This is a genomic window from Campylobacter sp. P255 (genome assembly GCF_003627915.1).
Lineage (GTDB): Bacteria > Campylobacterota > Campylobacteria > Campylobacterales > Campylobacteraceae > Campylobacter_D.
The window spans coordinates 138,458-161,487 of the sequence record NZ_NREN01000002.1 but is presented as its reverse complement, the minus strand read 5'-3'; the positions used below and the strand labels follow the sequence as shown (position 1 = coordinate 161,487).

The 23,030-nt window shown below is 31.5% G+C and carries 21 protein-coding genes and 1 tRNA gene; 15 read left to right on the top strand and 7 right to left on the bottom strand.

Annotated elements, in window-relative coordinates; all coding sequences use genetic code 11:
- The first annotated feature begins 1,072 nt into the window (after positions 1–1,072).
- Positions 1,073–2,419 (top strand): ATP-dependent RecD-like DNA helicase, encoded by a 1,347-nt coding sequence (locus CKA54_RS02050; RefSeq protein ID WP_301182152.1) that lies wholly within the window; start codon positions 1,073–1,075, stop codon positions 2,417–2,419.
- Position 2,420: 1 nt separating this feature from the next.
- Entirely contained in the window at positions 2,421–3,056 is a 636-nt protein-coding gene (locus CKA54_RS07850) for a flagellar basal body-associated FliL family protein (protein WP_120759553.1), read from the top strand.
- On the opposite strand, the gene lolA is transcribed toward CKA54_RS07850, so the two are convergent.
- Positions 3,057–3,563, bottom strand: coding sequence for a LolA-like outer membrane lipoprotein chaperone (gene lolA / locus CKA54_RS02040; RefSeq protein WP_120759551.1), 507 nt, complete (start codon positions 3,561–3,563; stop codon positions 3,057–3,059).
- Positions 3,564–3,682: 119 nt separating this feature from the next.
- Here lolA and secA point away from each other — a divergent pair, with 119 nt between their 5' ends.
- The 7 genes from secA (at position 3,683) to CKA54_RS02005 (ending at position 11,203) form a co-directional block, all read left to right on the top strand.
- Positions 3,683–6,271: a preprotein translocase subunit SecA gene (secA, locus tag CKA54_RS02035; protein WP_120759549.1), complete on the top strand. Its 2,589-nt coding sequence runs from the start codon at positions 3,683–3,685 to the stop codon at positions 6,269–6,271.
- 9 nt (positions 6,272–6,280) lie between these two features.
- A complete protein-coding gene (locus CKA54_RS02030) occupies positions 6,281–7,570 on the top strand; it encodes a sigma-54 dependent transcriptional regulator (RefSeq protein ID WP_120759548.1) in 1,290 nt (429 codons plus the stop codon).
- Positions 7,571–7,582: 12 nt separating this feature from the next.
- Positions 7,583–8,599 carry an aspartate-semialdehyde dehydrogenase gene (locus tag CKA54_RS02025; protein ID WP_120759546.1) on the top strand — a complete coding sequence of 339 codons (1,017 nt, stop codon included), beginning with the start codon at positions 7,583–7,585 and terminating at the stop codon, positions 8,597–8,599.
- A gap of 12 nt (positions 8,600–8,611) precedes the next feature.
- Positions 8,612–9,118 (top strand): YqhA family protein, encoded by a 507-nt coding sequence (locus CKA54_RS02020; RefSeq protein ID WP_039663187.1) that lies wholly within the window; start codon positions 8,612–8,614, stop codon positions 9,116–9,118.
- A 14-nt stretch (positions 9,119–9,132) separates the two neighbouring features.
- The gene (gene hemE, locus CKA54_RS02015) at positions 9,133–10,155 is read left to right on the top strand and encodes a uroporphyrinogen decarboxylase (protein WP_120759544.1); all 1,023 of its coding nucleotides are present in this window, start codon (positions 9,133–9,135) and stop codon (positions 10,153–10,155) included.
- The gene (locus tag CKA54_RS02010) at positions 10,152–11,060 is read left to right on the top strand and encodes a radical SAM protein (protein ID WP_120759542.1); all 909 of its coding nucleotides are present in this window, start codon (positions 10,152–10,154) and stop codon (positions 11,058–11,060) included. The genes hemE and CKA54_RS02010 overlap by 4 nt, the downstream gene beginning before the upstream one ends.
- A gap of 68 nt (positions 11,061–11,128) precedes the next feature.
- Positions 11,129–11,203, top strand: a tRNA-Asn gene (locus CKA54_RS02005).
- A 153-nt stretch (positions 11,204–11,356) separates the two neighbouring features.
- Here CKA54_RS02005 and CKA54_RS02000 read toward each other — a convergent pair.
- The 5 genes from CKA54_RS02000 to der are packed head-to-tail and all read right to left on the bottom strand — an operon-like array spanning position 11,357 to position 17,832.
- Complete coding sequence (locus tag CKA54_RS02000) at positions 11,357–13,753, bottom strand: tetratricopeptide repeat protein (protein ID WP_120759540.1); 2,397 nt, start codon at positions 13,751–13,753, stop codon at positions 11,357–11,359.
- A gap of 8 nt (positions 13,754–13,761) precedes the next feature.
- Positions 13,762–14,997, bottom strand: coding sequence for a serine--tRNA ligase (gene serS / locus CKA54_RS01995; RefSeq protein ID WP_120759538.1), 1,236 nt, complete (start codon positions 14,995–14,997; stop codon positions 13,762–13,764).
- 12 nt (positions 14,998–15,009) lie between these two features.
- Positions 15,010–15,969: a tryptophan--tRNA ligase gene (trpS, locus tag CKA54_RS01990; protein ID WP_120759536.1), complete on the bottom strand. Its 960-nt coding sequence runs from the start codon at positions 15,967–15,969 to the stop codon at positions 15,010–15,012.
- Complete coding sequence (locus CKA54_RS01985) at positions 15,966–16,463, bottom strand: shikimate kinase (protein ID WP_120759535.1); 498 nt, start codon at positions 16,461–16,463, stop codon at positions 15,966–15,968. The genes trpS and CKA54_RS01985 overlap by 4 nt, the downstream gene beginning before the upstream one ends.
- A complete protein-coding gene (der, locus tag CKA54_RS01980) occupies positions 16,447–17,832 on the bottom strand; it encodes a ribosome biogenesis GTPase Der (protein WP_043019536.1) in 1,386 nt (461 codons plus the stop codon). Before der ends, CKA54_RS01985 begins: the two co-directional genes overlap by 17 nt.
- Before the next feature lie 100 nt (positions 17,833–17,932).
- Between der and CKA54_RS01975 the strand changes: the two genes are divergently transcribed.
- From CKA54_RS01975 to pyrF, 6 genes are read left to right on the top strand one after another with little or no spacing between them, the layout of a single operon-like run.
- Positions 17,933–18,865 carry a DMT family transporter gene (locus CKA54_RS01975; protein ID WP_120759533.1) on the top strand — a complete coding sequence of 311 codons (933 nt, stop codon included), beginning with the start codon at positions 17,933–17,935 and terminating at the stop codon, positions 18,863–18,865.
- Positions 18,855–20,216, top strand: coding sequence for a uracil-xanthine permease family protein (locus CKA54_RS01970; RefSeq protein WP_120759531.1), 1,362 nt, complete (start codon positions 18,855–18,857; stop codon positions 20,214–20,216). Before CKA54_RS01975 ends, CKA54_RS01970 begins: the two co-directional genes overlap by 11 nt.
- Positions 20,217–20,234: 18 nt before the next feature.
- Positions 20,235–21,038, top strand: a complete 804-nt coding sequence (kdsA, locus tag CKA54_RS01965; protein WP_120759529.1) for a 3-deoxy-8-phosphooctulonate synthase — start codon at positions 20,235–20,237, stop codon at positions 21,036–21,038.
- An 11-nt stretch (positions 21,039–21,049) separates the two neighbouring features.
- Complete coding sequence (gene ribE / locus CKA54_RS01960; RefSeq protein ID WP_120759528.1) at positions 21,050–21,520, top strand: 6,7-dimethyl-8-ribityllumazine synthase; 471 nt, start codon at positions 21,050–21,052, stop codon at positions 21,518–21,520.
- Position 21,521: 1 nt separating this feature from the next.
- Complete coding sequence (gene nusB / locus CKA54_RS01955; protein WP_043019541.1) at positions 21,522–21,920, top strand: transcription antitermination factor NusB; 399 nt, start codon at positions 21,522–21,524, stop codon at positions 21,918–21,920.
- Positions 21,917–22,600, top strand: a complete 684-nt coding sequence (gene pyrF, locus CKA54_RS01950; RefSeq protein WP_120759526.1) for an orotidine-5'-phosphate decarboxylase — start codon at positions 21,917–21,919, stop codon at positions 22,598–22,600. Before nusB ends, pyrF begins: the two co-directional genes overlap by 4 nt.
- An 11-nt stretch (positions 22,601–22,611) precedes the next feature.
- Here the strand turns inward: pyrF and CKA54_RS01945 are convergent, their stop codons facing one another.
- Entirely contained in the window at positions 22,612–23,022 is a 411-nt protein-coding gene (locus CKA54_RS01945; protein WP_120759524.1) for an META domain-containing protein, read from the bottom strand.
- Positions 23,023–23,030 lie beyond the last annotated feature (8 nt).

Sequence of the window (23,030 nt, the reverse complement as noted above, 5' to 3'; positions counted from 1 at the left end):
ATGTGGAGACGCCTTGCTCCATCCCGAACCAAGAAGCTAAGCACATCGTGGGTGATGATACTACGCCTTACTGGCAGGGGGAAAGTAGCTCATTGCGGACTTGTTAATTCTCTTATTATTCTTACTTATTACTTAGTTAAATCCTTAATTAGTTTATTCTTTGTTTTTTTTATTAGAGATAGTTTTTATTGTTTTATAATTTATTTCTTTTATGGTTTTTTATAATAAATATCTTTCTAGGAAAGTGATTAATTATAATAAAGAGCTTTAGAGATAGTTGTAAAAAAGTAGGTTTCTTTTATTTCTTTTATTTCTTTTATGGTGTGATCATGAATTATTTATAGCTTTTTATTGCTTGTGGTAGATTAGTTTGTGTAGTTTGTGTAGTTTGTGTAGTTTGTGTAGTTTGTGTAGTTTGTGTAGTTTGTGTAGTTTGTGTAGTTTGTGTAGTTTGTGTAGTTTGTGTAGTTTGTGTAGTTTGTGTGGGGGGGGGTGGGCGTAGCGTTTTTGTATAGAGTTGGTTTATTTGGTTGCTATAGCTTTTAAGTTGTGTTATTGTGATTGAATTATTCTGATAGTTGGCTAGTTGGTTTGAAGGTTTAGTTGTTTTAGCTCTAAAATGCTTATAGTAAGTTTGGTAAATTACTTTTTTACTTTTTTAGTTGGTGGTGCTTTGTAGATTGTATTAAATTATTCTGATAATTTATGGTGGCTTGTTTTAATTTTTAATTGTGTATATCTTTTTTATTGCTTTATTAAATTTGCTTTTATGGGTTTTTTAGATGAAATTGTAGTTTTATGTTCTTAGGTGTGTATTATTTATAATTGATAGATTGCTTGCTTATTTGCTTAGATTATTATAGATGTTTTTATTTAATAAGATATTGTTTTTTATCATTAATAGGCTTAGGATTATTGATTAATATAAGAAAGTAGCTTTGGTAAGCTTGTTGGTGTAATTATGGCTTTTTAGGGTGTATGGTGGATGTGGGTTAATTATCTTTTATAGTTTTTAGGTTGTTTTTTTTTGGGGGGGGGGTTGTTATAGAAAAGATACTATAATTTTAAAATGATTTTAGAGAGAATAAGATATTTTTTAGAAGATGGACATGTTTTCTTAAGCGGTGGAGCAGGAGTTGGGAAGTCATTTTTAACTATAGAACTTATTAAATCATATAGAAAACAGGGAAAAATCGCAATTGTATTAGGTTCTACAGCATTAAGTGCGTTTAATATAGGCGGGGTAACCTTACATAGTTTTTTTGGTTTTGGTAGATGTGCAAACTATGAAGAGTTATATTATGAAGATAGAAAGCAAAAAGATAAATTAGAAAAAATTAGAAGAATTTTAAAACAATGTGATTTGTTGGTTATCGATGAAATATCCATGATTAGTGCCTCTTTAATGGAGATGATATACTATAGACTATCAAGAAGTGAATTTGGTGGTAAAATCTTGCTAGTTGGAGATTTTTTTCAACTTCCTCCTGTGGTAAATTTTAAAAATTCTCAAGTGCATAATAGTTTGTTTAATCACTCTTTGTACGCCTTTTCTTCTCAAGCATGGGTTGATTTAAAATTTACCAATTTAAAACTTACCATTACAAAAAGAACTATGGATAAGCTTTTTTATGAATATTTATTTTTTATTAGAATGGGTGAGGTTAATCAGCAAATACTAGATTTTTTTAAAAAAATGCTTATACTTCCAAAAGATTTGCTTATCTACATGGATGAATACACGCTATTGTGCGCAACAAATAAAAAAACTAACGATATCAATACAAAAAAATTAAATTTACTGCAAGGTGAAGAAAGAATTTTTAAGGCTTTTAGTGAGAAGATTGATCAAAATTTGGATGATAAAAGTTATCAACAGTGGATCAATGGTTTAAATTCATTAGAGGAGTTAAAGTTAAAAATAGGTGCTAAGATTATTTTTTGTATTAATAATAAAGAAGAAAATTATTATAATGGCGAGCAAGGAGTTATAATAGACTTCATAAAAGATGAAGAGCAAGAATTTATTTTAATAGAGAAAAACAATAAAGAAAGATTAAAATTAAAAGTTTACGAATATATTTTGGAAGAATACGAATTGGATAAAAATGATCGATTGGAGGCTAAAATCAAGGCGAAATTTATTCAATATCCAATAAAGCTAGCTTATGCCATTACAATTCATAAGTCTCAAGGTATGAGTATAGATAAGTTAATATGTGATATTGATGGAATTTTTGAAAAAGGACAATTATATGTGTGTCTTTCTAGGGCTGTTAATCCTTGTCATTTGAAAATCGTATATAATTATAAAATGCCTTTTGAGAATTATTTTTTAAGTGTTTTAAAAACTGACAAAGAAGTGAAACAGTTTTACTCAAAGGAAAAATTTATTGATTTAGAAGAAAACGAGGAATGAGATGAGATTGATTGCATTTTTATTATGTGCGTACTTTGGTGTCTTTGCAAATACTTTAAGTATAGAAGATTTTAGAACAGATTTATATTCCAAAACCGGAGCAAACACTTTAAAAAAAATCGAGCTAAGTTTAGATTTTGAAGGAGAAAATTTAGATTATAATAAAATCACAGATGCGTTAAATACGATCATATCTAGTTATTTTTATGAAGACTTGTTCACAGAAATAGGAAAAAATAATTTCAAAGAAACTTTATTGAAATTTAGCAATAAAAAGTACAAAACACAAATTAGCAATATTTATATTTTAAAAATCAATTCAGTTGCACCATTTGATTTGGAGGAATTTAAGCGTTATGTTAAAGACTTAGAAGATGATGATAAAAAAGAACTTACAAAAGAAATAATCAATACCCCAAAAGTTATAAAAAAACAAGAGCAAAATTCAACAAAAGATCTCAATGCTACTCAAGTGATAAATGATGTTGCAAATGACAATAATTCAAGCTCAACTCAAGATGCTAATACAAGCAAAGAAGCAATAGATATGATATTAAAAACAATGCAAGATGCGCAAATGCAAATGTTAGCACCAAGTAAAGATCAGCAAGATTTATTTAAAGAGATACCATTTTGATTATTGGATAATATCAAAATGACTTGGAATTTTTGGTAAAAAAACTTCATCGTTTATTTTTTGATCAAATTTTTGATTAAAAAAATGAATACTAACAGAATTTTCTAGCTCATCTTTGTAGGAGATATCATTTAATTTGTCATTTTTTAGTTGAATAAAATAAGTGATGTTTTCGTATTTTGCTTCATATTTTTCTTTTGATATTTGCTTTGCTTGTTTGAAAATTTCTTGAAGATTTGGTAAATTTTGCAAATGCGTATAAATGACTTGCTCTAGTTCAGGCTCTATGATCACAACTTCTTTATGGTTGATGTAAATTTGTTTTTGATTGGGTTGGGTATAGTTCCAAAAAGCTTTATTTTGCGTAATGATAAAATTACCCTTATAGTTTAGTGTTGCATTGTTGCTTGTAACTTTTTGTTCAAAATCACTACTAAAATTTTGAAAGTTAATATCAAATGCAAAGCTATTATATAATAAAAAAAATAAAGATAAAAAAATTCTCATTTATGTCCTTTTTTTGTTTTTTTGATTATATAAAAATTAACCAAACAAAACTTTTTATATAGTTCTAATTAAAACTAAGATATAATTTAGCATATATTTTTATAAATAAAGGTAAAAAAATGTTTTCTAATTTATTTAAAGCAGTATTTGGCACAAAAAATGATCGAGAAGTGAAGAAATACTTAAAAAGAGTTGCACAAATTAATGCTTTAGAATCAAAATACCAAAATCTTAGCGATGATGAATTAAAACAAATTTTTTTAGATTTTAAAAGTCAAATTCAAAATCATGAAAAAACCTTAGATCAAATTTTAAATGAAGTTTTCGCAATAGTAAGGGAAGTGGGTAAAAGAACGCTTAATATGCGCCATTTTGATGTGCAGTTAATCGGTGGTATGGTTTTGCATGAAGGTAAAATAGCTGAAATGAAAACAGGAGAGGGTAAAACCTTGGTTGCAACTTTACCTGTTGTATTGAATGCTATGAGCGGTAAAGGCGTACATGTAGTTACTGTGAATGATTACCTAGCTAAAAGAGATGCAGAACAAATGAGCGCGATTTATAATTTTTTAGGTTTTAGTGTAGGGGTAATACTTTCAGAACAAAATAGCGATGAAGCACACAAAAAAGCTTATGAATGCGATATAACTTATGGTACAAATAATGAATTTGGTTTTGACTATTTACGCGATAATATGAAATTTTCAAAACATGAAAAAGTACAAAGAGAGCATAATTTTGTTATCGTAGATGAAGTAGATAGTATTTTGATTGATGAGGCAAGAACTCCTCTAATTATAAGTGGTCCTACAAATAGAACTTTAGATGGCTATATCAAAGCGAATGAAGTTGCTAAGCAAATGCAAAGGGGTGAAGCGGTGCTTCCTCCACAAACTCCAGATGGTGATTTTGTTGTTGATGAGAAAAATAGAACAATTATGATCACAGAGGTTGGAATTTCTAAAGCTGAAAAATTATTCGGAGTGGAAAATTTATATAGTCTTGATAATGCAATTTTAGCTCATCAGCTTGATCAAGCTTTAAAAGCACATAATTTATTTGAAAAAGATGTGCATTATGTTTTAAGAGATAAGCAGGTTGTAATAGTTGATGAATTTACAGGAAGATTGAGCGAAGGAAGACGTTTTAGCGATGGTTTACACCAAGCCTTAGAGGCAAAAGAAGGAGTGAAAATTCAAGAAGAAAGTCAAACTCTAGCAGATATTACTTTCCAAAATTATTTTAGAATGTATAGCAAGTTAGCAGGTATGACAGGAACTGCACAAACTGAGGCAACAGAATTTTCTCAAATTTATAGTTTAGATGTTATCTCTATACCTACTAATATTCCAATTGCAAGGTTGGATAAAGACGACTTGATCTATAAAACACAAGAAGAAAAATTTAAAGCAGTGATTGAGGAAATAAAACAAGCTAATGCAAAAGGTCAGCCGGTATTGGTAGGAACTGCAAGTATTGAAAGAAGTGAAGTGTTTCATAATATGCTTGTTAAAGAACGTATTCCTCATCATGTACTTAATGCTAAAAATCACGAGCAAGAAGCTTTGATTATCCAAGATGCGGGAAAAAAAGGTGCAGTAACCATAGCTACAAATATGGCAGGGCGCGGTGTGGATATAAAAATCGATGATGAAGTAAGAGCTTTGGGTGGACTTTATATCATCGGAACAGAACGTCATGAAAGTAGAAGAATAGACAATCAGCTTCGTGGTCGCGCGGGAAGACAAGGCGATCCTGGAGTGAGTAGGTTTTATTTGAGTTTAGAAGATAATCTTTTGAGAATTTTTGGTGGCGATCGTATTAAAAATATCATGGAGAGATTGGGTATAGAAGAAGGTGAGCATATAGAAAGTCGTATTGTAACTCGTGCAGTGGAAAATGCTCAAAAGAAAGTAGAGAGTTTGCATTTTGAAAGTAGAAAACACTTGCTAGAATATGATGATGTAGCTAATGAGCAAAGAAAAACTATTTATAATTATAGAAATGAATTGCTAGATGAAGAATTTAATCTACAAGAAAAAATTCTAAAAAATATTGCTGAATATAGTAATTTTTTAGTAAGTCAAATTTATTTAAATGCTGAATTAGAAGATGATATAAAACATTTTGATAACTTAAAGCAAAAAGTAAGCTATGAGTGCAACTTAGAACTTAAAGAGGAAGACTTTAAAGACCTAGGTGTAGTAGAAGTAGAAAATAAACTGACTGAAATTTTAGAACAAGCTTATAAAGAAAAAATGAATATTATTGAAGAAAGTGAAGCAAGAAGAATCGAAAGAATTTTATATCTTCAAATTTTAGATAATTTATGGAGAGAACATTTATACCAAATGGATATTTTAAAAACAGGTATAGGCTTGAGAAGTTACAACCAAAAAGATCCTTTGGTGGAATACAAAAAAGAAAGTTATAATCTCTTTATGGAACTTGTAGAGCGTGTAAAATTTGATAGTTTAAAACTACTATTTAATGTAGTGTTTACTCAAAAAGAAGCACAAAATTTCGAAGAAAAAACTCAAGAGCAAAACGAGCAGTTTTTAGCAAATACAACAGAAATTGGTGTAGATGAAAATGCACAAGCACAAGTTGCAAAAGTACCTAGAAATTCTCCTTGTCCTTGTGGTAGTGGTAAAAAATACAAAGAGTGTCATGGAAAAAGTGGCCCTAAAAAAGGTATTTTAGCTTAAGGTTGAATGATGAATTTGGTTATAGTTGAAGATGATATCAATATGAGAAAATCACTCGAGATAGCCTTGAGTGAGTATGAAGAATTTACTATCAAATCTTATAAATCAGCTACCGAAGCTTTGAAAAAAATCAATGATGATGTTGATTTGATTATTACAGATATCAATATGCCAGGTATGGATGGTATTGAATTTGTGCAAGCTTGTGAAAATAAGTATGATTTTATCATTATCACAGGCAATGCAACTTTAAATCGTGCGATTGAAGCGGTGAGATTGGGTGTTAAAGATTTTTTAGTAAAGCCATTTGATATTAACACTTTGGTAACTGCTATCAAACGTGCGAAAATAATTCAAGAAAAAACTTCCAAAAAATCTAGTAAAAAATCCAGTAAAAATGAAGAAAATCAAGATTTTTATGGTAATTCTAAGGCATTAGAGGCATGCCTTGGTTTAGCAACAAGAGCAGCAAAAACTGATGCAAGTGTTGTTCTTTTTGGTGAAAGTGGAGTAGGAAAAGAAGTTTTTGCAAACTTTGTACATAAAAATTCAAAAAGAGCGCAAAAGCCTTTTGTGGCGATTAATATGGCAGCAATTCCATCTAATTTGATTGAAAGTGAACTTTTTGGATTTGAAAAAGGTGCTTTTACTGATGCTAATACAACTAAAATAGGGCTTTTTGAGCTTGCTAATGAAGGAACTTTGTTTTTAGATGAAATAGGGGAAATGCCTTATGAAATTCAAGCAAAGCTACTAAGGGCTTTACAAGAAAAAGAAATCACAAGATTGGGAAGTACTAAAAGCATCAAGATTGATGTTAGAATTATTAGTGCAACCAATGCCGATATAGAAAAAAAGATAGCCAATAATGAATTTAGGCAAGATTTATACTATAGACTTAATACTATACCGATTAATATACCACCACTAAGAGAGCGTCAAGAGGAAATTTTGCAAATAGCGCAAAAAGTTTTGCTTGATACTTGCAAAGAGTATGACTTTAAAGAAAAAAAATTAAGTCAAGAGGCACAAGATGCTTTATTGTCTTATGATTTTCCAGGAAATATTAGAGAATTAATTTCTATTATACAAAGGGCTTGTATTTTAAGTGAAAGTGATGAGATTAGTGCTCAAGATTTGTTCTTAGAAAGTAGAAAAAGCAAGGATATAAAAAATCTTGAAAAGGAATTGATTTTAGAAGCCTTAAGAAATTCACAAGATACAAGCGAGGCGGCTAAGCTTATAGGTATGAGTGAAAAAATTTTTCATGAAAAAATGAAAAAATATAATATTACTTAAAAAGGAAGGATAATGAAAAAAATTGCTATTGTGGGCGCAACTGGAGCTGTTGGTGAAGAGCTTTTGAATGTTTTAGATGAGCTTGATTTTCCAGTTGAAAGTATTTTGCCGCTAGCAAGCGCAAAAAGCGCAGGCAGTGAAGTAGAATTTAGAGGCAAAAGCTACAAAGTTAAAGAATTAACTCCAAGTGTTTTTAAGGAAAATCCTGTAGACATCGCCTTTTTTAGTGCAGGTGGAAATATAAGCGCTGAGTATGCAAAATACGCAGTTGAATGTGGTGCTGTTGTGATTGATAATACAAGTCATTTTAGAATGGATGAGAATGTTCCTTTGGTGGTGCCTGAATGCAATAGTGAAGATATTGAAAATTGGGAAAAAACAGGGATTATCGCAAATCCAAATTGCTCTACTATACAAATGGTACATGTGTTAAAACCACTAGATGATGTATTTAATTTAAAAAGAGTAGATGTAAGCACTTATCAGGCTGCAAGCGGTGCAGGTAAAGAAGGTATGGAAGAGTTGGTTCAAGGTATGCAAAGTTTTTTTGCGTTTGAATTAGATGAATTTGAAGCAAAAACCTTTCCTTATCCTTTGGCTTTAAATTTAATTCCGCAAATTGACGTTTTTAGTGATAATGGATACACTAAAGAAGAGTTAAAAATGATCAACGAAACCCAAAAAATACTTCATAAGAAGCTAGATATCTCTGCAACTTGTGTAAGAGTTCCTGTGCTTAGAAGCCATAGTGAGGCCATTACAATGCATTTTGAAAAAGAAGTGGATATTGCTCAAGTAAGAGAAATTCTTTCTAAGGCTCCAAGTGTTGTTGTAATGGATGATGTAGGAAATAAAAAATACCCAATGCCACTTTTTACAAGTGATACAAATGAAACTTATGTGGGTAGAATTAGACGCGATATAAATCACAAGAATATTGTGCATTTATGGTGTGTAGCGGATCAAATTCGTGTTGGGGCGGCTACTAATGCTGTCCGTATTGCAAAAAAATGGTTAGAATTGGTTTAATAAAGGGGAAAAATGCTAGGAAAATTTTTTGAAAATTTATTAGTTAAAAGTCGTTTGGTTACTATTTTACCGGTTATTTTTGGTCTTGTTGGTGCTTTTGTTTTGTTTTTTATAGCTAGTTACGATGTAATTAAAGTTTTAAAATATGTTTTTGAATACTTTATGGTTTCTAATTCAACAGTAGATTTGCATGAGGATATTGTGGGTTTGATTATAGGTGCTGTGGATTTATACCTAATGGCTTTGGTTTTATTTATTTTTTCTTTTGGAATTTATGAGCTTTTTATTAGTGAAATACAAGAGTTTAAAAAAACAAAACAATCTAAAGTGTTAGAAGTGCATAGCTTAGATCAACTCAAGGATAAACTAGCAAAGGTCATCATTATGGTTTTGGTGGTAAATTTCTTCCAAAGAATTTTACAAATGCAGTTAAACACTGTCTTAGATATGACCTATCTTGCAGGTTCTATTTTAGCTCTTTGTATAGGTCTTTATTTTTTACATAAAAGCGATCACTAATATAAGGAATAAAAATGATTTTTATTGATGCGTGTTTAAAAAAACCAACTCCTTATACTCCTGTTTGGATGATGCGTCAAGCAGGAAGATATTTGCCTGAGTATATGGAAGTTAGAGCAAAAGCTGGAGATTTTTTATCTCTTTGTAAAGACTATAAAAAAGCAAGCGAAGTTACTTTGCAGCCTATTGATATTTTAGGGGTTGATGCGGCTATTATTTTTTCAGATATTTTAGTGGTGCCTTTAGAAATGGGTATGGATTTGAAATTTGAAAAAGGAGAAGGACCGGTATTTTCAAACCCGTTGAAAACAAAAGATGATTTAGAAAATTTAGATGTGGAAAAAAGCATTAAAAATCTTTCTTATGTATATGATGCCTTAGCACTTACTAGAGAAAAACTTTCTCAAGATAAGGCATTGATTGGTTTTTGTGGAAGCCCTTGGACTATTGCTACTTATATGATAGAGGGTGGTGGTAGTAAAAATTATGCAAAATGCAAAAAATTAGTTTATCAAAATCCTGAATTTTTACATCAGATTTTATCTAAACTTACTTTAGCATTGAAGTATTACATTCAAGAGCAAATCAAAGCAGGTGCAAATGCTATTCAAATTTTTGATAGCTGGGCAAGCGCTTTGGAGAAGGAAAAGTTTTTTGAATTTTCTTTTAACTATATGCTTGAGATCGCAAATTTTATAAAAGAAAAATATCCTGATATTCCTGTGATTTTATTTCCTAAAGGCGTGAGTGGCTTTTTAGATGATATCGATGGAAATTTTGATGTTTTTGGTGTAGATTGGAGTACGCCTTTAGAGCTTGCAAAAGAAAAACTAGGTGCTAAATATACTTTACAAGGCAATATGGAACCTTGCAGGTTGTATGATAAAAAAGCGATCGAAGTAGGAGTGGAGAAAATTTTAAATATCATGCAAGGTAGTGCGCATATTTTTAATTTAGGTCATGGGATTTTACCAGATATTCCAGTGGAAAATGCAAAATATTTTATTAAGTTAGTTCAAGAGAAATCACAAAAGTGAGTAAAATTACCTTTGGACCTATAAGCTCAAGAAGATTTGGACTTTCATTAGGTATTGATTTAAGTCCAAATCAAAAACAATGCAATTTTGACTGTGTATATTGTGAGTTACAAGCTGCAAAACCCTTAGAAAGGGCTTTAATCTATCCTGAAGTTCAAGATATTATCCATGAAGTGCAAAAAGCATTAGAAAGTAATGTGCAATTTGATTTTTTAACATTGACCGCAAATGGCGAACCAAGTTTATATCCTCATTTAGAGAAACTAGTTAATGAGTTAAAAAAAATAAAACAAGATAAAAAGCTTTTGATTTTAAGTAATGGTAGTGGGGTTTTAAACCCTAATTCTTTTAATGCGCTGCTTGGAATTGATGTTGTGAAATTTAGCCTTGATAGCGCAATAGAAAAAACATTTTATAGAATCGATAGAGCTTTAAAGCAAATTAGACTTGAAGCTATGGTTGAAAAAATGATAACTTTTAGGGAAAAATTCTTAGGTGATCTTGTGATGGAGGTCTTAATCGTACAAGGTTTAAATGATAGTAAAGAAGAAATGCATGCTTTAAATGATGTTTTTGCAAGAATTAAGCCTTTAAGGGTTGATTTAAGCACGATTGATAGACCACCAGCTTATCCAGTTAAGGGTGTATCTACGGAAAAACTTGAGGAATTAAGCGCGTGTATTACTGCTGTGCCTGTGGTGCTTGCTAAGCATTATTATAAAGGCGATAAGATAGATTTTAACGCTTTTGAGCTTTTGAAAATGGTACAGCTTAGAGCGCAGAGTGAATTTGACGTAGAAAATAAATTTAGCCAAAACAGCAAAGAACTGCTAAAACAACTAGTTGAACAAGGCCAAATTACTGTAAAAAACTTAGCAGGGGTAAAATTTTATAAAAAAATATAATTTTTTGTAAAAAACTCTTGACAAAAGTATTTTTTTCTTATATAATACCATTTCTTGTTTATTGATGTTCCGGATTAGCTCAGCGGTAGAGTAGTCGGCTGTTAACCGATTGGTCGTAGGTTCGAATCCTACATCCGGAGCCACTTCTTTTGTTATATAATCTCATGTAATATTATTTAATTTTACTATCATCATAAAATTTATCTTGTATTTAAACAGTTTCTGTTGAGCCATCTGCTCTAACTAAAGTTAAATTTATTTATATGTTTAGTATTTTCTATATAAAATAGAAAATACTAATGTTTGATATCAAAGGTAAAGAATTTGCTTTTGAAGTTATTTCCCACTTTTTCATACTGAAACATTGCAGGTTCTAAATTTTGCACTTCGTGATATAAAAGACCTAATGCAAGTCTAGCTTCTAGAGTTTCTTCATTTTCTAATCTTGCAAGCTCAAGCAAGGCGATAGCTGAATTTGGGTTATTTGAGCCTATTGCAGCTACTGCTGCCAAAAAGAGTGTTTGAGCATCTTTGATTTTATAATCATCGATCAAAATATTATAAAGCGTGTATGCTTCTTGGTATTCTTTTGCAAAGATATCTACATATGCTAAAGCAAAGATCAGCCCAATGGAGTTTTTGTTGCTAGTAGAAAGTCTTTTTTTAATGTCATTTCTAACATGATTAAGCAAACCCGTAATCTGCATAAGTGTTACATAGCTATCTTTTACAATGCCTGCGCCACCAAATAATGAATTATAATCAAGTTTAGTGGTTAAAAAGTATATTTGAGCTTTTTTAGCATACTCTTTTATATCTAGATTGGTATTTTCTGAATTAAAATATAAGATATTACTAATAATATCTTCTTTTAGCAAATCTTTAAGTTCCTTAATTTTTTCATTTCTTAAATTTTCAAGATTATTTCCATTGGCAGCTATGATAGAAAACATTAATTCTAATGGTGAGTTTTCTTTGCCTGAAAGATTATCTAAATAAGGTATCATCGCTGTAAAGTCGTTTCTTGATAAATGAATGAGATATTTGTAAATATTATGGTTTTGATCAATTGTTGGATCTGCTTGTAAGTTTTCTAGCAACTCATTGGTTAATTTTGTATAGTCTTTTTTTACTAAATCCATGCAGAAAATAGCAAAAATTCCTGCAATGTAGTTTTTAGGATTTAGATGATATGCGGTTGAAAAATGCCTATAAGCATTGTGATAATCTTGCAGTTGGGCATAAGTAAGAGCAAGATTATAGTGAATAACATCATGCGCATGATAAATTTCACTAATGTTTTTAAATTCTTGATTTGCTTCTCTTAAGTGAAAGTTAAAAGCAAGGTTGATTGCATGGGATAATTCCACATTAACGCCTGATAAGGCTTTGCTTTTAACTAGCAGTTCATTTTCATATTCATAACCTTGTATGAAATTTCCCAAATCAGCCTTAGTGATAAGCTCCATACTTTGTTTGACATCAAAAACACGGTAAGGGGAAAAATAAAACAGTAAATCATAAATTTGTTGTTTTCCGGTGATCAGTCTTTTTGCGAAATTTTGTTGAGCAATATCTATATTAGACAAATTGCGTTTTAATCTAGTTTTGATTTTATAGTATTTCGTTCCGATATCTCTGTCTTTAATATATAAAGCTTTTAAGATTTCAGAGCCATTGGCGTATTGTCCTAGTTTTAAGTCAACCAAGGCTAGGGCAATTTGACTTCTTTGTTTGTGTAAGTCACTTTTACTTGATTTTTCAAGGTGTTCTTTTGCTTTGGCGTACTGGCCGATCTTTGCATATAATAAACCTAGTGGAAGATCTACGTTGTATTCTTCTTGTTTTTGTAAGAAATTGATAGCATTTTTTTCTGATTGTAAAAGAGAGTAAATTTTGCCACTAATGTAGTATGACTCATCTTTGTAAGATGGATTGTCTACTTTTGAAAACATTTGCAATGCTTCTGGGTAAAAACCTTGGTAGTAATTAATCAAACCTTGATAATAATAATACAAAGAAGACTTTGAATCTTGCGGAAGATAAGCTTTAGCTAAGTCGATATAGTGATTGAATTTTGCTCTATTGCCTAGATTATAATAACACACAGCAAGATTGATACTAGCTGCTACTTTATGTTCACCGAGATCAAGAGATTGTTTAAAATTTTCTATCGCACTGGTGTAATCTTTTTGCTTCATCTGAGCCACTCCAAGATTGTAGCTAGATAGAGATTGGTTGAAAATATTGATATTATTGTAAAGCTCTAAAGCGCTTTCTATATCACCTTTTTCATATAGTAAATTTGCTTTTTGTACAACTAAATCAAGCGCTGATTGTTTTACTCTGGTGATATTTGTGCTTGAATTATCATCTGCGAAATTTTGTATAGTAGGTTTTTGTTCATCTTTAGAAAAGATGAGTATAATTAAAACAATCAATAAAACAAGCGCGAGTCCTCCAAGCGCTGAAATTAAAATAAGAAATTTTTTGTCAAAAAGTTTTTTTTCTTCTTGGGGTTGAGGAGCAGGGGGTTCTTCTTCTACTCTTTGAAAAGTACTTTCTTCATCCTCTAGTTCAGGTGGTATCATACCTGGAGGAATGGTTTGTTCTTCCACTCCAGGATTTTCATCAATATCTGAAAAGGCTTTTTCTTGGTTATTTTCTTCTTTAAGTGTTACTTCTTCAGCCATGTTTCCTCTTAAAAGTATTTTCTTAACACATCAGGAATTCTTATGCTTCCATCTTTTTCTTGATAATTTTCCATAATAGCAACCAAAGTTCTACCAACGGCTAGTGAAGAACCATTAAGTGTGTGTACTAATTCGTTTTTGCCTTTGTCGTTTTTAAAACGGATTTTGGCTCTTCTTGCCTGAAAATCTTTGCAGTTGGAAACCGAACTAATTTCACGGTATTTATTTTGAGATGGAAGCCATACTTCTAAATCTACTGTTTTAGCAGCTGAAAAACCTAAATCTCCGGTGCAAAGCATTAAATGTCTATGAGCCAATCCTAAAGAACTAAGCAAATCGCTTGCACAAGTTAGCATTTCTTCAAACATCATTTCGCTTTGTTCAGGTTTACATATGCTAACAAGCTCTACTTTTTCAAATTGATGTTGTCTGATAATGCCTCTAGTGTCTCTTCCCGCGCTTCCTGCTTCTTGTCTAAAGCAAGCACTATAACAAGTCATTTTTAAAGGCAATTCTTCTTGGGTTAAAATTTCATTAGAATAAAGATTGGTCACAGGAATTTCAGAAGTTGAGATGAGGTATAAATCATCATTTTCTACTTTATACATATCATCTTTAAATTTTGGAAGCTGTCCGGTGCCATACATAGTTGCGCTATTGACTAAAAATGGCACATTAACTAGCTCAAAACCTCTACTTCTATTAAAATCTATCATATAATTTACTAAAGCTCTACTTAGCAAAGCCCCTTCATTTTTGAGTACACAAAAACGACTTTGTGAGATTTTAACTCCTCTTGTAAAGTCAAGCCAGTTTAATTTTTCACCTAAATCATGGTGTTCTTTGATTTCAAAATCAAAACTAGGCGGAGTAAGTATTTTTTTAAGTTCGACGTTTTCATCCTCATCTTCCCCCAAAGGTACACAATCATCTGGTATATTTGGCACCGCAAGAGCAATTTGTTCTAGTTTTTCTTCTAGTGTACTAACGATTTTTGATTGAGTGTTGATTTTTTCTTTATTTTGGCTTAGCTGTGTTTTTAAACTTTCTTTATCTTGTGCAGTTGCAAGTTCTTTGCTAAATTTATTTTGAAAAGCTTGAAATTCTTCCAAAAGTGCTTTTTCTTTTTTTAAATTGACAAATAATTCACTGAGTTCTTTAAGTAAATTTTCATCGACTTTTTTAGCTTTTAATTTTTGTGCGATTTCATCAAAATTATTTTGTAAAAGTTTTAGATCTAACATTATAACTCCTTATTATAGTCCTATTTTAGCATAAATTTTTTCCATTGTTTCTTGAGCTTGTTTTTTTGCTTTGTTTGCGCCAAATTCTAAAATTTCTTCGATTTTAGAAGGATTAGCTAGTAGTTTCTCATACTCTTCTTTGGCTGGAGCAAAATACTCACTAATAATTTCGTTTAAATACATTTTAAAATGCCCATATCCTTCGCCACCTTTTTGATATCTCGCGATTAAGGCTTCTTGTTCTTGAGTGTTTAAGAATAGTTTTGCAATGTTAAAGACATTACATTGGGTGTGATCTTTTGGATCTTCTAAAGCTGTACTGTCTGTAACGATAGAAGAAATTTGCTTTTTGATGGCTTTAGGAGTATTGAAAATATCAATAGTGTTTTGATATGATTTACTCATTTTAGCTCCATCAGTACCTGGTACTACCGCAACTTCATCGTTAACTTTTGCTTGAGGTAGGGTGAAGATTTCTCCCCATTCGTTGTTGACTTTTAGGGCAATATCTCTTGCAATTTCAACGTGTTGAATTTGATCTTTGCCGACTGGAACCACTTGTGCGTTAAAAAGTAAAATATCTGCAGCCATTAAAACAGGATAAGAAAAAAGCCCGTGGTTGGCGTTTAAGCCTTTGGCGATTTTATCTTTGTAGCTATGTGCTCTTTCTAAAAGCCCCATAGGAGTAAATTGAGAAAGGATCCAGTAAAGCTCCATTACTTCTTTGACATCGCTTTGTAACCAAAAAACACTTTTTTGCGGATCAATTCCTAAGCTTAAAAAAGCCGCACCAGCTTTAAGTGAGTTTTGTCTAAGTTTTTCCCCATCAAAACTTGAAGTCATAGCATGGTAGTTTGCTATAAACATATACATTTGACTTTCTTCTTGCATGTTTAGCATTTGTTTGATTGATCCAAAATAGTTTCCTATATGTAAATCCCCGCTTGGTTGTAAACCTGTAATAACTCTCATTTTACCTCTTTTTTAATCTCTTTGATAATTTTTTTAATGCTTTTGTTTTCAATGTTAATTATAATATCTGCTTTTTTTTCATATTTTTTTATTCTTTGCTTAAAAAGCATTTTGGCATTGTTTGGATTAGCCAGTAAAGGTCTTGCAGATAATTCCTTTTGCTTTAATCTTTGTATGATGTATTCAAAACTTGCTTGTAGATAAACAATTTTACCAATATTTTTTAACCCTTTTTGTTGTATAAAGCCACCACCACTTGCAATGGAACAATTTTGAGTGTTAGCAAGAAAAGTAAGCAATTTTTTTTCTTCTTTACGAAATTTTTTCTCCCCGTATATTTTGAAAAATTCACTAATTTCAAGATTAAATTTATCTTTAATCAAGCAGTCTGTATCTAAAAAAAATTTATCATATTTTTCTGCATAAGCTCTTGCAATAGTCGTTTTACCACAACCCATAAAACCTACAAAAAGGAGGCTATCCTTCTTGCTCATCTTTGCTACCTTTTTTTCTTGAAGCTAAAATCAAAGGCACGCCTTCAAAATTAAAATGTTTTCTGATTTGATTTTGCAAATAGCGTTTATAACTAAAATGCAAGGCTTTAGGACGATTCATGATTAGAGCTATTTTTGGAGGTGCTAAGTCATACTGCACGGCATAGTATATCTTAACTAGTTTTCCATAATCATGAGGCAATGGGTGTGCTCTTGTGGCCTCTTCTACTAAAGCATTTAATTTTGCTGTTGGAATTTTTTGTGTGAAATTTGCAAAAACTTCTAAGATTTTATCTAAAAGCACGTGCACTCTTTTTCCACTTAAAGCCGATACGCTTACAACAGGTGCATAAGCTAGAAATTTAAAACGATCTAGTTTTAATTCTTTTAAAGTTTTGTCAAAATCAAGCTCGCTTTTATCCCATTTATTTAAAACAATAATCACACCCAAACAATGTTTGGCAGCAAGTCCTGCGATACGCTCATCTAACTCGTTAAAACCCTCAGCTGCATCTAGAACTAAAAGCGCAATTTGGGCATTAGCTAGAGCATATTCGGTTCTATTGAGTGCATAGCGCTCTAAGCCTTGTATTTTTCCACGTTTTCTAATCCCTGCAGTGTCTACAAATTCGATGATTTTATCTTTATGCATAATGCTTTCATTAACAGGATCAATGGTAGTACCTGCTATATCGCTTACCACACTACGTTCTTCTTTTACTAAGGCATTTAAAAGACTTGATTTTCCTACATTCACTCTACCAATAATCCCCACTTTAATGTGGTTTTCATTGATGGTTTTTAGTTTAAAATCTCCACTATTTTCATCAAAATTTTCTAAATAACTTTCAAAATCTTCTTCTTCATCTGCATTTAAAAAGCTTTCATTTAAGAATTTACCAGCCCACATGCAAAGCTCATCGATGCCTATATTATGTGTAACCGAGATGTTAAAAACTTCTTTAACACCAAAATTTGAAAATTCCCAAGATCTTTCTTCATCTTTTTTATTATCAACTTTATTGATTACTAAAGCTATGGGTTTGTTGAGTTTTTTCATTTCATAAAAAAATGCTTTATCTTCATCATCAGGTAGGAATTTACCATCAACCATATAAAAGATAATATCGCTATTTTTAGCAGCTTTGAGAGAATTTGCTTTGACATTTTTAAAAAGCTCGTTGCTCTCATCAAGCCCACCGCTGTCTATTAACAAAGCTTTTTTACCATCAATCTCTACTTCGATTTTGTTTGTATCTCTTGTGGTTCCGCTAATATCACTAGTGATAGCTATACGTTTTCTTGCAAGTCTATTAAAAAGACTTGATTTGCCAACATTAGGTTTTCCTATTAAAATAATACTTTGCATTGATACCCATTTTTTAAATTTTTATTTGTGATTATATAAAAATTGCCTTAAAATTAAGCAAAAAAGACTAAAATAACGGGAATTTTTATGTGGAATTAATATGTTAAGAATTGTCAAAAAAAATTTAGGTGTATATTTTATGATTATTGCTTCGATAGAGTTTGCACTTGTGGGTGCTTGTGCAAAAATTTTAAGCGAAGAATTATCATCAATTGAAATTATGTTTTTTAGAAATATCATAGGCACCGCTTTCATGCTCTATGCACTTTCAAAATTAAATTTTCATAAAAGTGGTGGACATCTTGGACTGCTTATTTTTAGAGGTATTATAGGAACAGTTGCTTTATATCTTTTCTTTTATAATGTTTCTAATATTTCCCTAGGAGGTGCTTTTGCATTTCAAAAAACAGCACCTATTTTTATAGCTTTAATTGCCTTTTTGTTTTTTAAAGAGAGGTTAGGGTTAAAAGCGTGTTTTGGAATTTTGATCGCTTTTATTGGGGTGTTATTGGTTTGTCAGCCTTTTGCAGATAGTAGCACGCATTCGGGTTTTGATTTAAAAAATAGCATTCTGGGAATTTTAAGTGGTTTTTTTGCAGCTTTGGCGCTAACTAGCGTAAGAGAACTTAGAAAATCATACCCAGCGCCTTTTATAGCCTTATCTTTTGTTTTGATTGGTACTTTAATGCCTTTGGTTTCTATGATCATAGGTTCATTTTACGAGGCAAAAGAATTGGACTTTTTAATCGCACCTTTTGTTATGCCTAGTTTTAAAGCTTGGATTTTTATTATTTTAATGGGTATTTTTGGTGCTATGTATCAAATTCATGTTACCAAGGCTTATGGTGTAGCAAAAAAAGCAGGAGTGGTTGCAGGGGTTAGTTATATAGATGTAGTTTTTACTTTATTTTTGGGTATATTGCTAGGAGATGATTTTCCTAGTTTGATGGTTTTTATAGGAATTTTCAGCATTGTTATAGGAGGAATTATTTTGGTAAGTAAACAAACAAAAGGAAAGAAAGATGGAAAATAAAACAGACTTAATTTATGGCTTAGAAGACAAGCCACCATTTGCTAAGGCTTTTTTTGCTGCGTTAGTGCATTTGATGGCAATGTTTGTGGCTGTTATTACGCCTGCTTTGTTGATTTGTAAAGGACTTGGGGTAGATGATAGCAATACGGCTAGAATCATTTGTATGTCGCTTTTTGCTTCAGGCGTAGCTTCGCTTTTGCAAATTAAGACTTGGGGTCCTGTGGGAAGTGGTCTTTTGTCTATTCAAGGAACAAGTTTTAATTTTGTTACGCCTATTATTTTGGGTGGACTAGTTTTAAAAGATAATGGTTTGAGTCAAGAAGCGATGCTTGGAGCGATTTTTGGGACTTTAATGCTTTGTTCTACCACAGAGATGATTATTTCTCAAATTCTTCCTTTTGTTAGGAGAATTATTTCGCCTTTGGTTTCAGGCATTGTTGTGATGATTATAGGTCTTAGTTTGATCAATGTAGGTTTGATAAGTGCTGGAGGTGGTTTTGCTGCTAAAGCAAGCGGGGAATTTGGTTCATTGCAAAATTTATTGCTTGCTGCAGTGGTGATTTTAAGTATTGTTATTTTAAATCGTTTTGATAATGTATATATAAGAATTTCATCTTTATTTATCGCTATGATTATAGGGCTTTTGGTGGCTATGACTTTTGAAAACTTTAGCTTTAGCTTTAATGAAAATTTACCTTTGATCTTTTTACCCGATCCTTTGCATTATGGCTTAAGTATTGATTATAATTTGATTTTACCTTTGATTTTGGTTTTTATGGTAACTTCTTTAGAGACTATTGGTGATATTAGTGCAACAAGTGAAGTTTCAAACCAACCTGTTAAAGGTGAGCTTTATGCTAAAAGGTTAAAAGGAGGGGTTTTGGCTAATGGTCTTAACTCTTTTGTTTCGGCTTTTTTCAATACCTTCCCTAATTCGTGTTTTGGTCAAAACAATGGCGTTATAGCTTTAACGGGTGTTGCAAGTCGCTATGTGGGCTTTATAGTTGCTTTTATGCTGATGATTTTAGGATTATTTCCTATTGTAGCAGATATTACATTGCAAATTCCAGAGCCTGTTTTGGGTGGGGCAACTTTAGTGATGTTTGGTACGATAGCTGCAACGGGGGTTAGGATTATTTCAAAAGAAAATTTAAACCGTCGTTCTATTATTATCATTGCGATGAGTTTGGGTATAGGACTTGGTGTTTCAAATAATCCTGATATTTTAAATTTTATGCCTTTATGGTTTAAGACTTTATTTTCTTCAGGGATTGCAGCAGGAGGAATTACAGCGATTATTTTAAATTTTGTTTTTCCACTTGAAGAAAATACAAAAAATAAAGTAAAATAATAAAACAAGGAAAAATAGATGAAAAAAATGATATTAATTGCAGGTCCTTGTGTGATAGAAAGCGAAGAGCTTGTTTTTAAGGTTGCGCAAGAACTAGAGTGCTTTTTAAAAGATGATAGAATTGATTTTTATTTTAAATCAAGCTTTGATAAGGCAAATCGCACAAGTATTAATAGCTTCAGAGGACCAGGCATTGAAAAGGGTCTGGAGGTTTTGCAAAAAGTAAAAGATAAATTTGGTATGCAAATTCTCACCGATATTCATGAAAGTTCTCAAGCAAGCATTGCGGCTGAGGTTGTAGATGTTTTGCAAATCCCTGCGTTTTTGTGCAGACAGACCGACCTTTTAGTGGCAGCTGCTAAAACAAAAGCAAAAGTTAATGTAAAAAAAGGACAATTTTTAAATCCTGATGATATTAAATACAGTGTAGCTAAAATTTTACAAACTAGAGGCATTGATGAAGAGGGGTTTGAAGTTGCAAAAGAAAATGGTGTTTTTGTAGCTGAAAGAGGTTCGAGTTTTGGTTATGGGAATTTAGTGGTAGATATGCGAAGTTTGGTTATTATGAGAAAATACGCTCCAGTTATTTTTGATGCTACCCATAGTGTCCAAATGCCAGGGGCAAATGGAGGAAGCAGTGGCGGCAAGAGCGAATTTGTTGAACCTTTAGCAAGAGCCGCTGCTAGTGTTGGTGTAGATGGATTTTTCTTTGAAACGCATATTAATCCTTGTGAGGCTTTGTGTGATGGTCCAAATATGCTTGATCTTTCAAGACTTAAAAATTGCGTTGATACGCTTTTAAAAATTCAAGAAATCATTTAAAAAGGAAACATATGAAGATAATAGAAGGAAACTTAAGTTTAAAAGGTGATGAGAAAATCGCAATCATTAATGCAAGATTTAACCACATCATCACCGATCGTTTGGTTGAAGGTGCTAAAGATGCTTTTTTAAGACATGGGGGTAAAGAAGAAAATTTAAATCTTATTTTAGTACCCGGTGCTTTTGAAATTCCTTTTGCATTAAAACAAGCTATAGAGAGTAAAAAATTTGATGGAATTTGTTGTGTTGGAGCGGTAATACGTGGCAGCACTCCGCATTTTGATTATGTTGCAGCTGAAACAACTAAAGGGATCGCAAGTGTAGGACTTGGGGCGAATGTGCCTGTAGGTTTTGGAGTTTTAACAACTGATACTTTAGAACAAGCTATAGAAAGAGCAGGTAGTAAGGCAGGAAACAAAGGCTTTGAAGCTATGCTTACCGTAGTTGAAATGCTTAATTTAATTCAAAAAATTAAGGCTTAAAATGGCTACTAGACATCAAGTAAGACAAAGTATCGTTTCCTTGCTTTATGCAGCACAGCTTAATCAGGAAAATAAAGACTTTATCAATGAATTTTTAGATGAGAAAAAAATTCGCAACGATCAAAGAAAATTTACATTAGACTTATACAACGGTATCAATGAGCAGCTTGCTTTTCTTGATGAAAAAATCAATGAATGTTTAAAAGAGCATAAATTAGATGGGGTGGCTAATATAGAAAAAGCTATTTTACGTTTAGGTGCTTATGAGATTTTATTTACTTCTACTCAAAAAGCGATTATCATTAACGAAGCTATAGAGCTTGCTAAGGAAATGGCAGGTGATAATGCTCCTAAATTTATCAATGGAGTATTAGATAAAATCAACAAGGAAAAACAATGAAGCTTTGTGTGGCTTTTGATGTGGCAAGTTATGATGATTGTCTTCATTTGGCTAAAGAACTAAAGGGTTTAGATATATGGATAAAAGTAGGGCTTAGGTCTTATTTAAGAGATGGTGTAAAGCTTTTAGAGGCGATTAAAAAAATAGATGATTTTAAAATTTTTTTAGACTTAAAGCTTTATGATATTCCAAATACTATGGCCGATGCTTGTGAAGAACTTGCAAAACTTAATGTAGATATGTTTAATATTCATGCAAGTGCTGGAAAAAGCGCTATGTGTACAATCATGGATCGCTTGAGTGCTCTAGAAAAAAGACCATTAGTATTGGCTGTTTCAGCATTGACAAGTTTTGATGAGCAAGAATTTTTTAGCTTATATCGCCAAGATATTAAACAAGCGGTGAAAGAATTTTCTAAAATAAGCTATGAAAGTGGTCTTGATGGTATGGTGTGTTCGGTGTATGAAAGCTTACTAATAAAAGAAAACACAGATTCAAAATTTATCACCTTGACGCCTGGAATTCGCCCTTTTAAAGAAAAATCAGATGATCAAAAAAGAGTGGCTGATATCCAATGTGCGAAAGAAAATCTTTCAGATTTTATTGTAGTAGGAAGACCTATTTATAAAGCAAAAGAACCTAGAAAGGTTTGTGAGGATATATTAGAGCATTTAAAATAAGCCCAAAAGGCTTATTTTAAATATACTTTCATTTTCTTATTTTCTAGTATGATACCATTATCATCACTAGTGATTTGAAAATCTCCATTAAAATATCTCAAGAAATTATCTTCAAATTTCATAGATTCTTGATCACAAAGCATTTTAGTAGAGGCAAGATTGTCTTCTATTTTAATGCTATCTCCTTGATCTTTATAGTTTCCAAAAAATCTATTACACCCTGACACTCCAAATACTCTTTTGTCTTTATTATCAAAGCTAATGCTAGTTTTTATTGTATTGGATTCAAAAGTTTTTCCATTAGTTTCATAAGAACTGATAGTAAATTCTTTATTTTGTAAATCATCAACACTTAAATTCGCCACCGAGCACCCACTAAAAATAGCTACGCTTGCAGCGCCAAATGCTAGTAATTTTTTCATTTTTATAC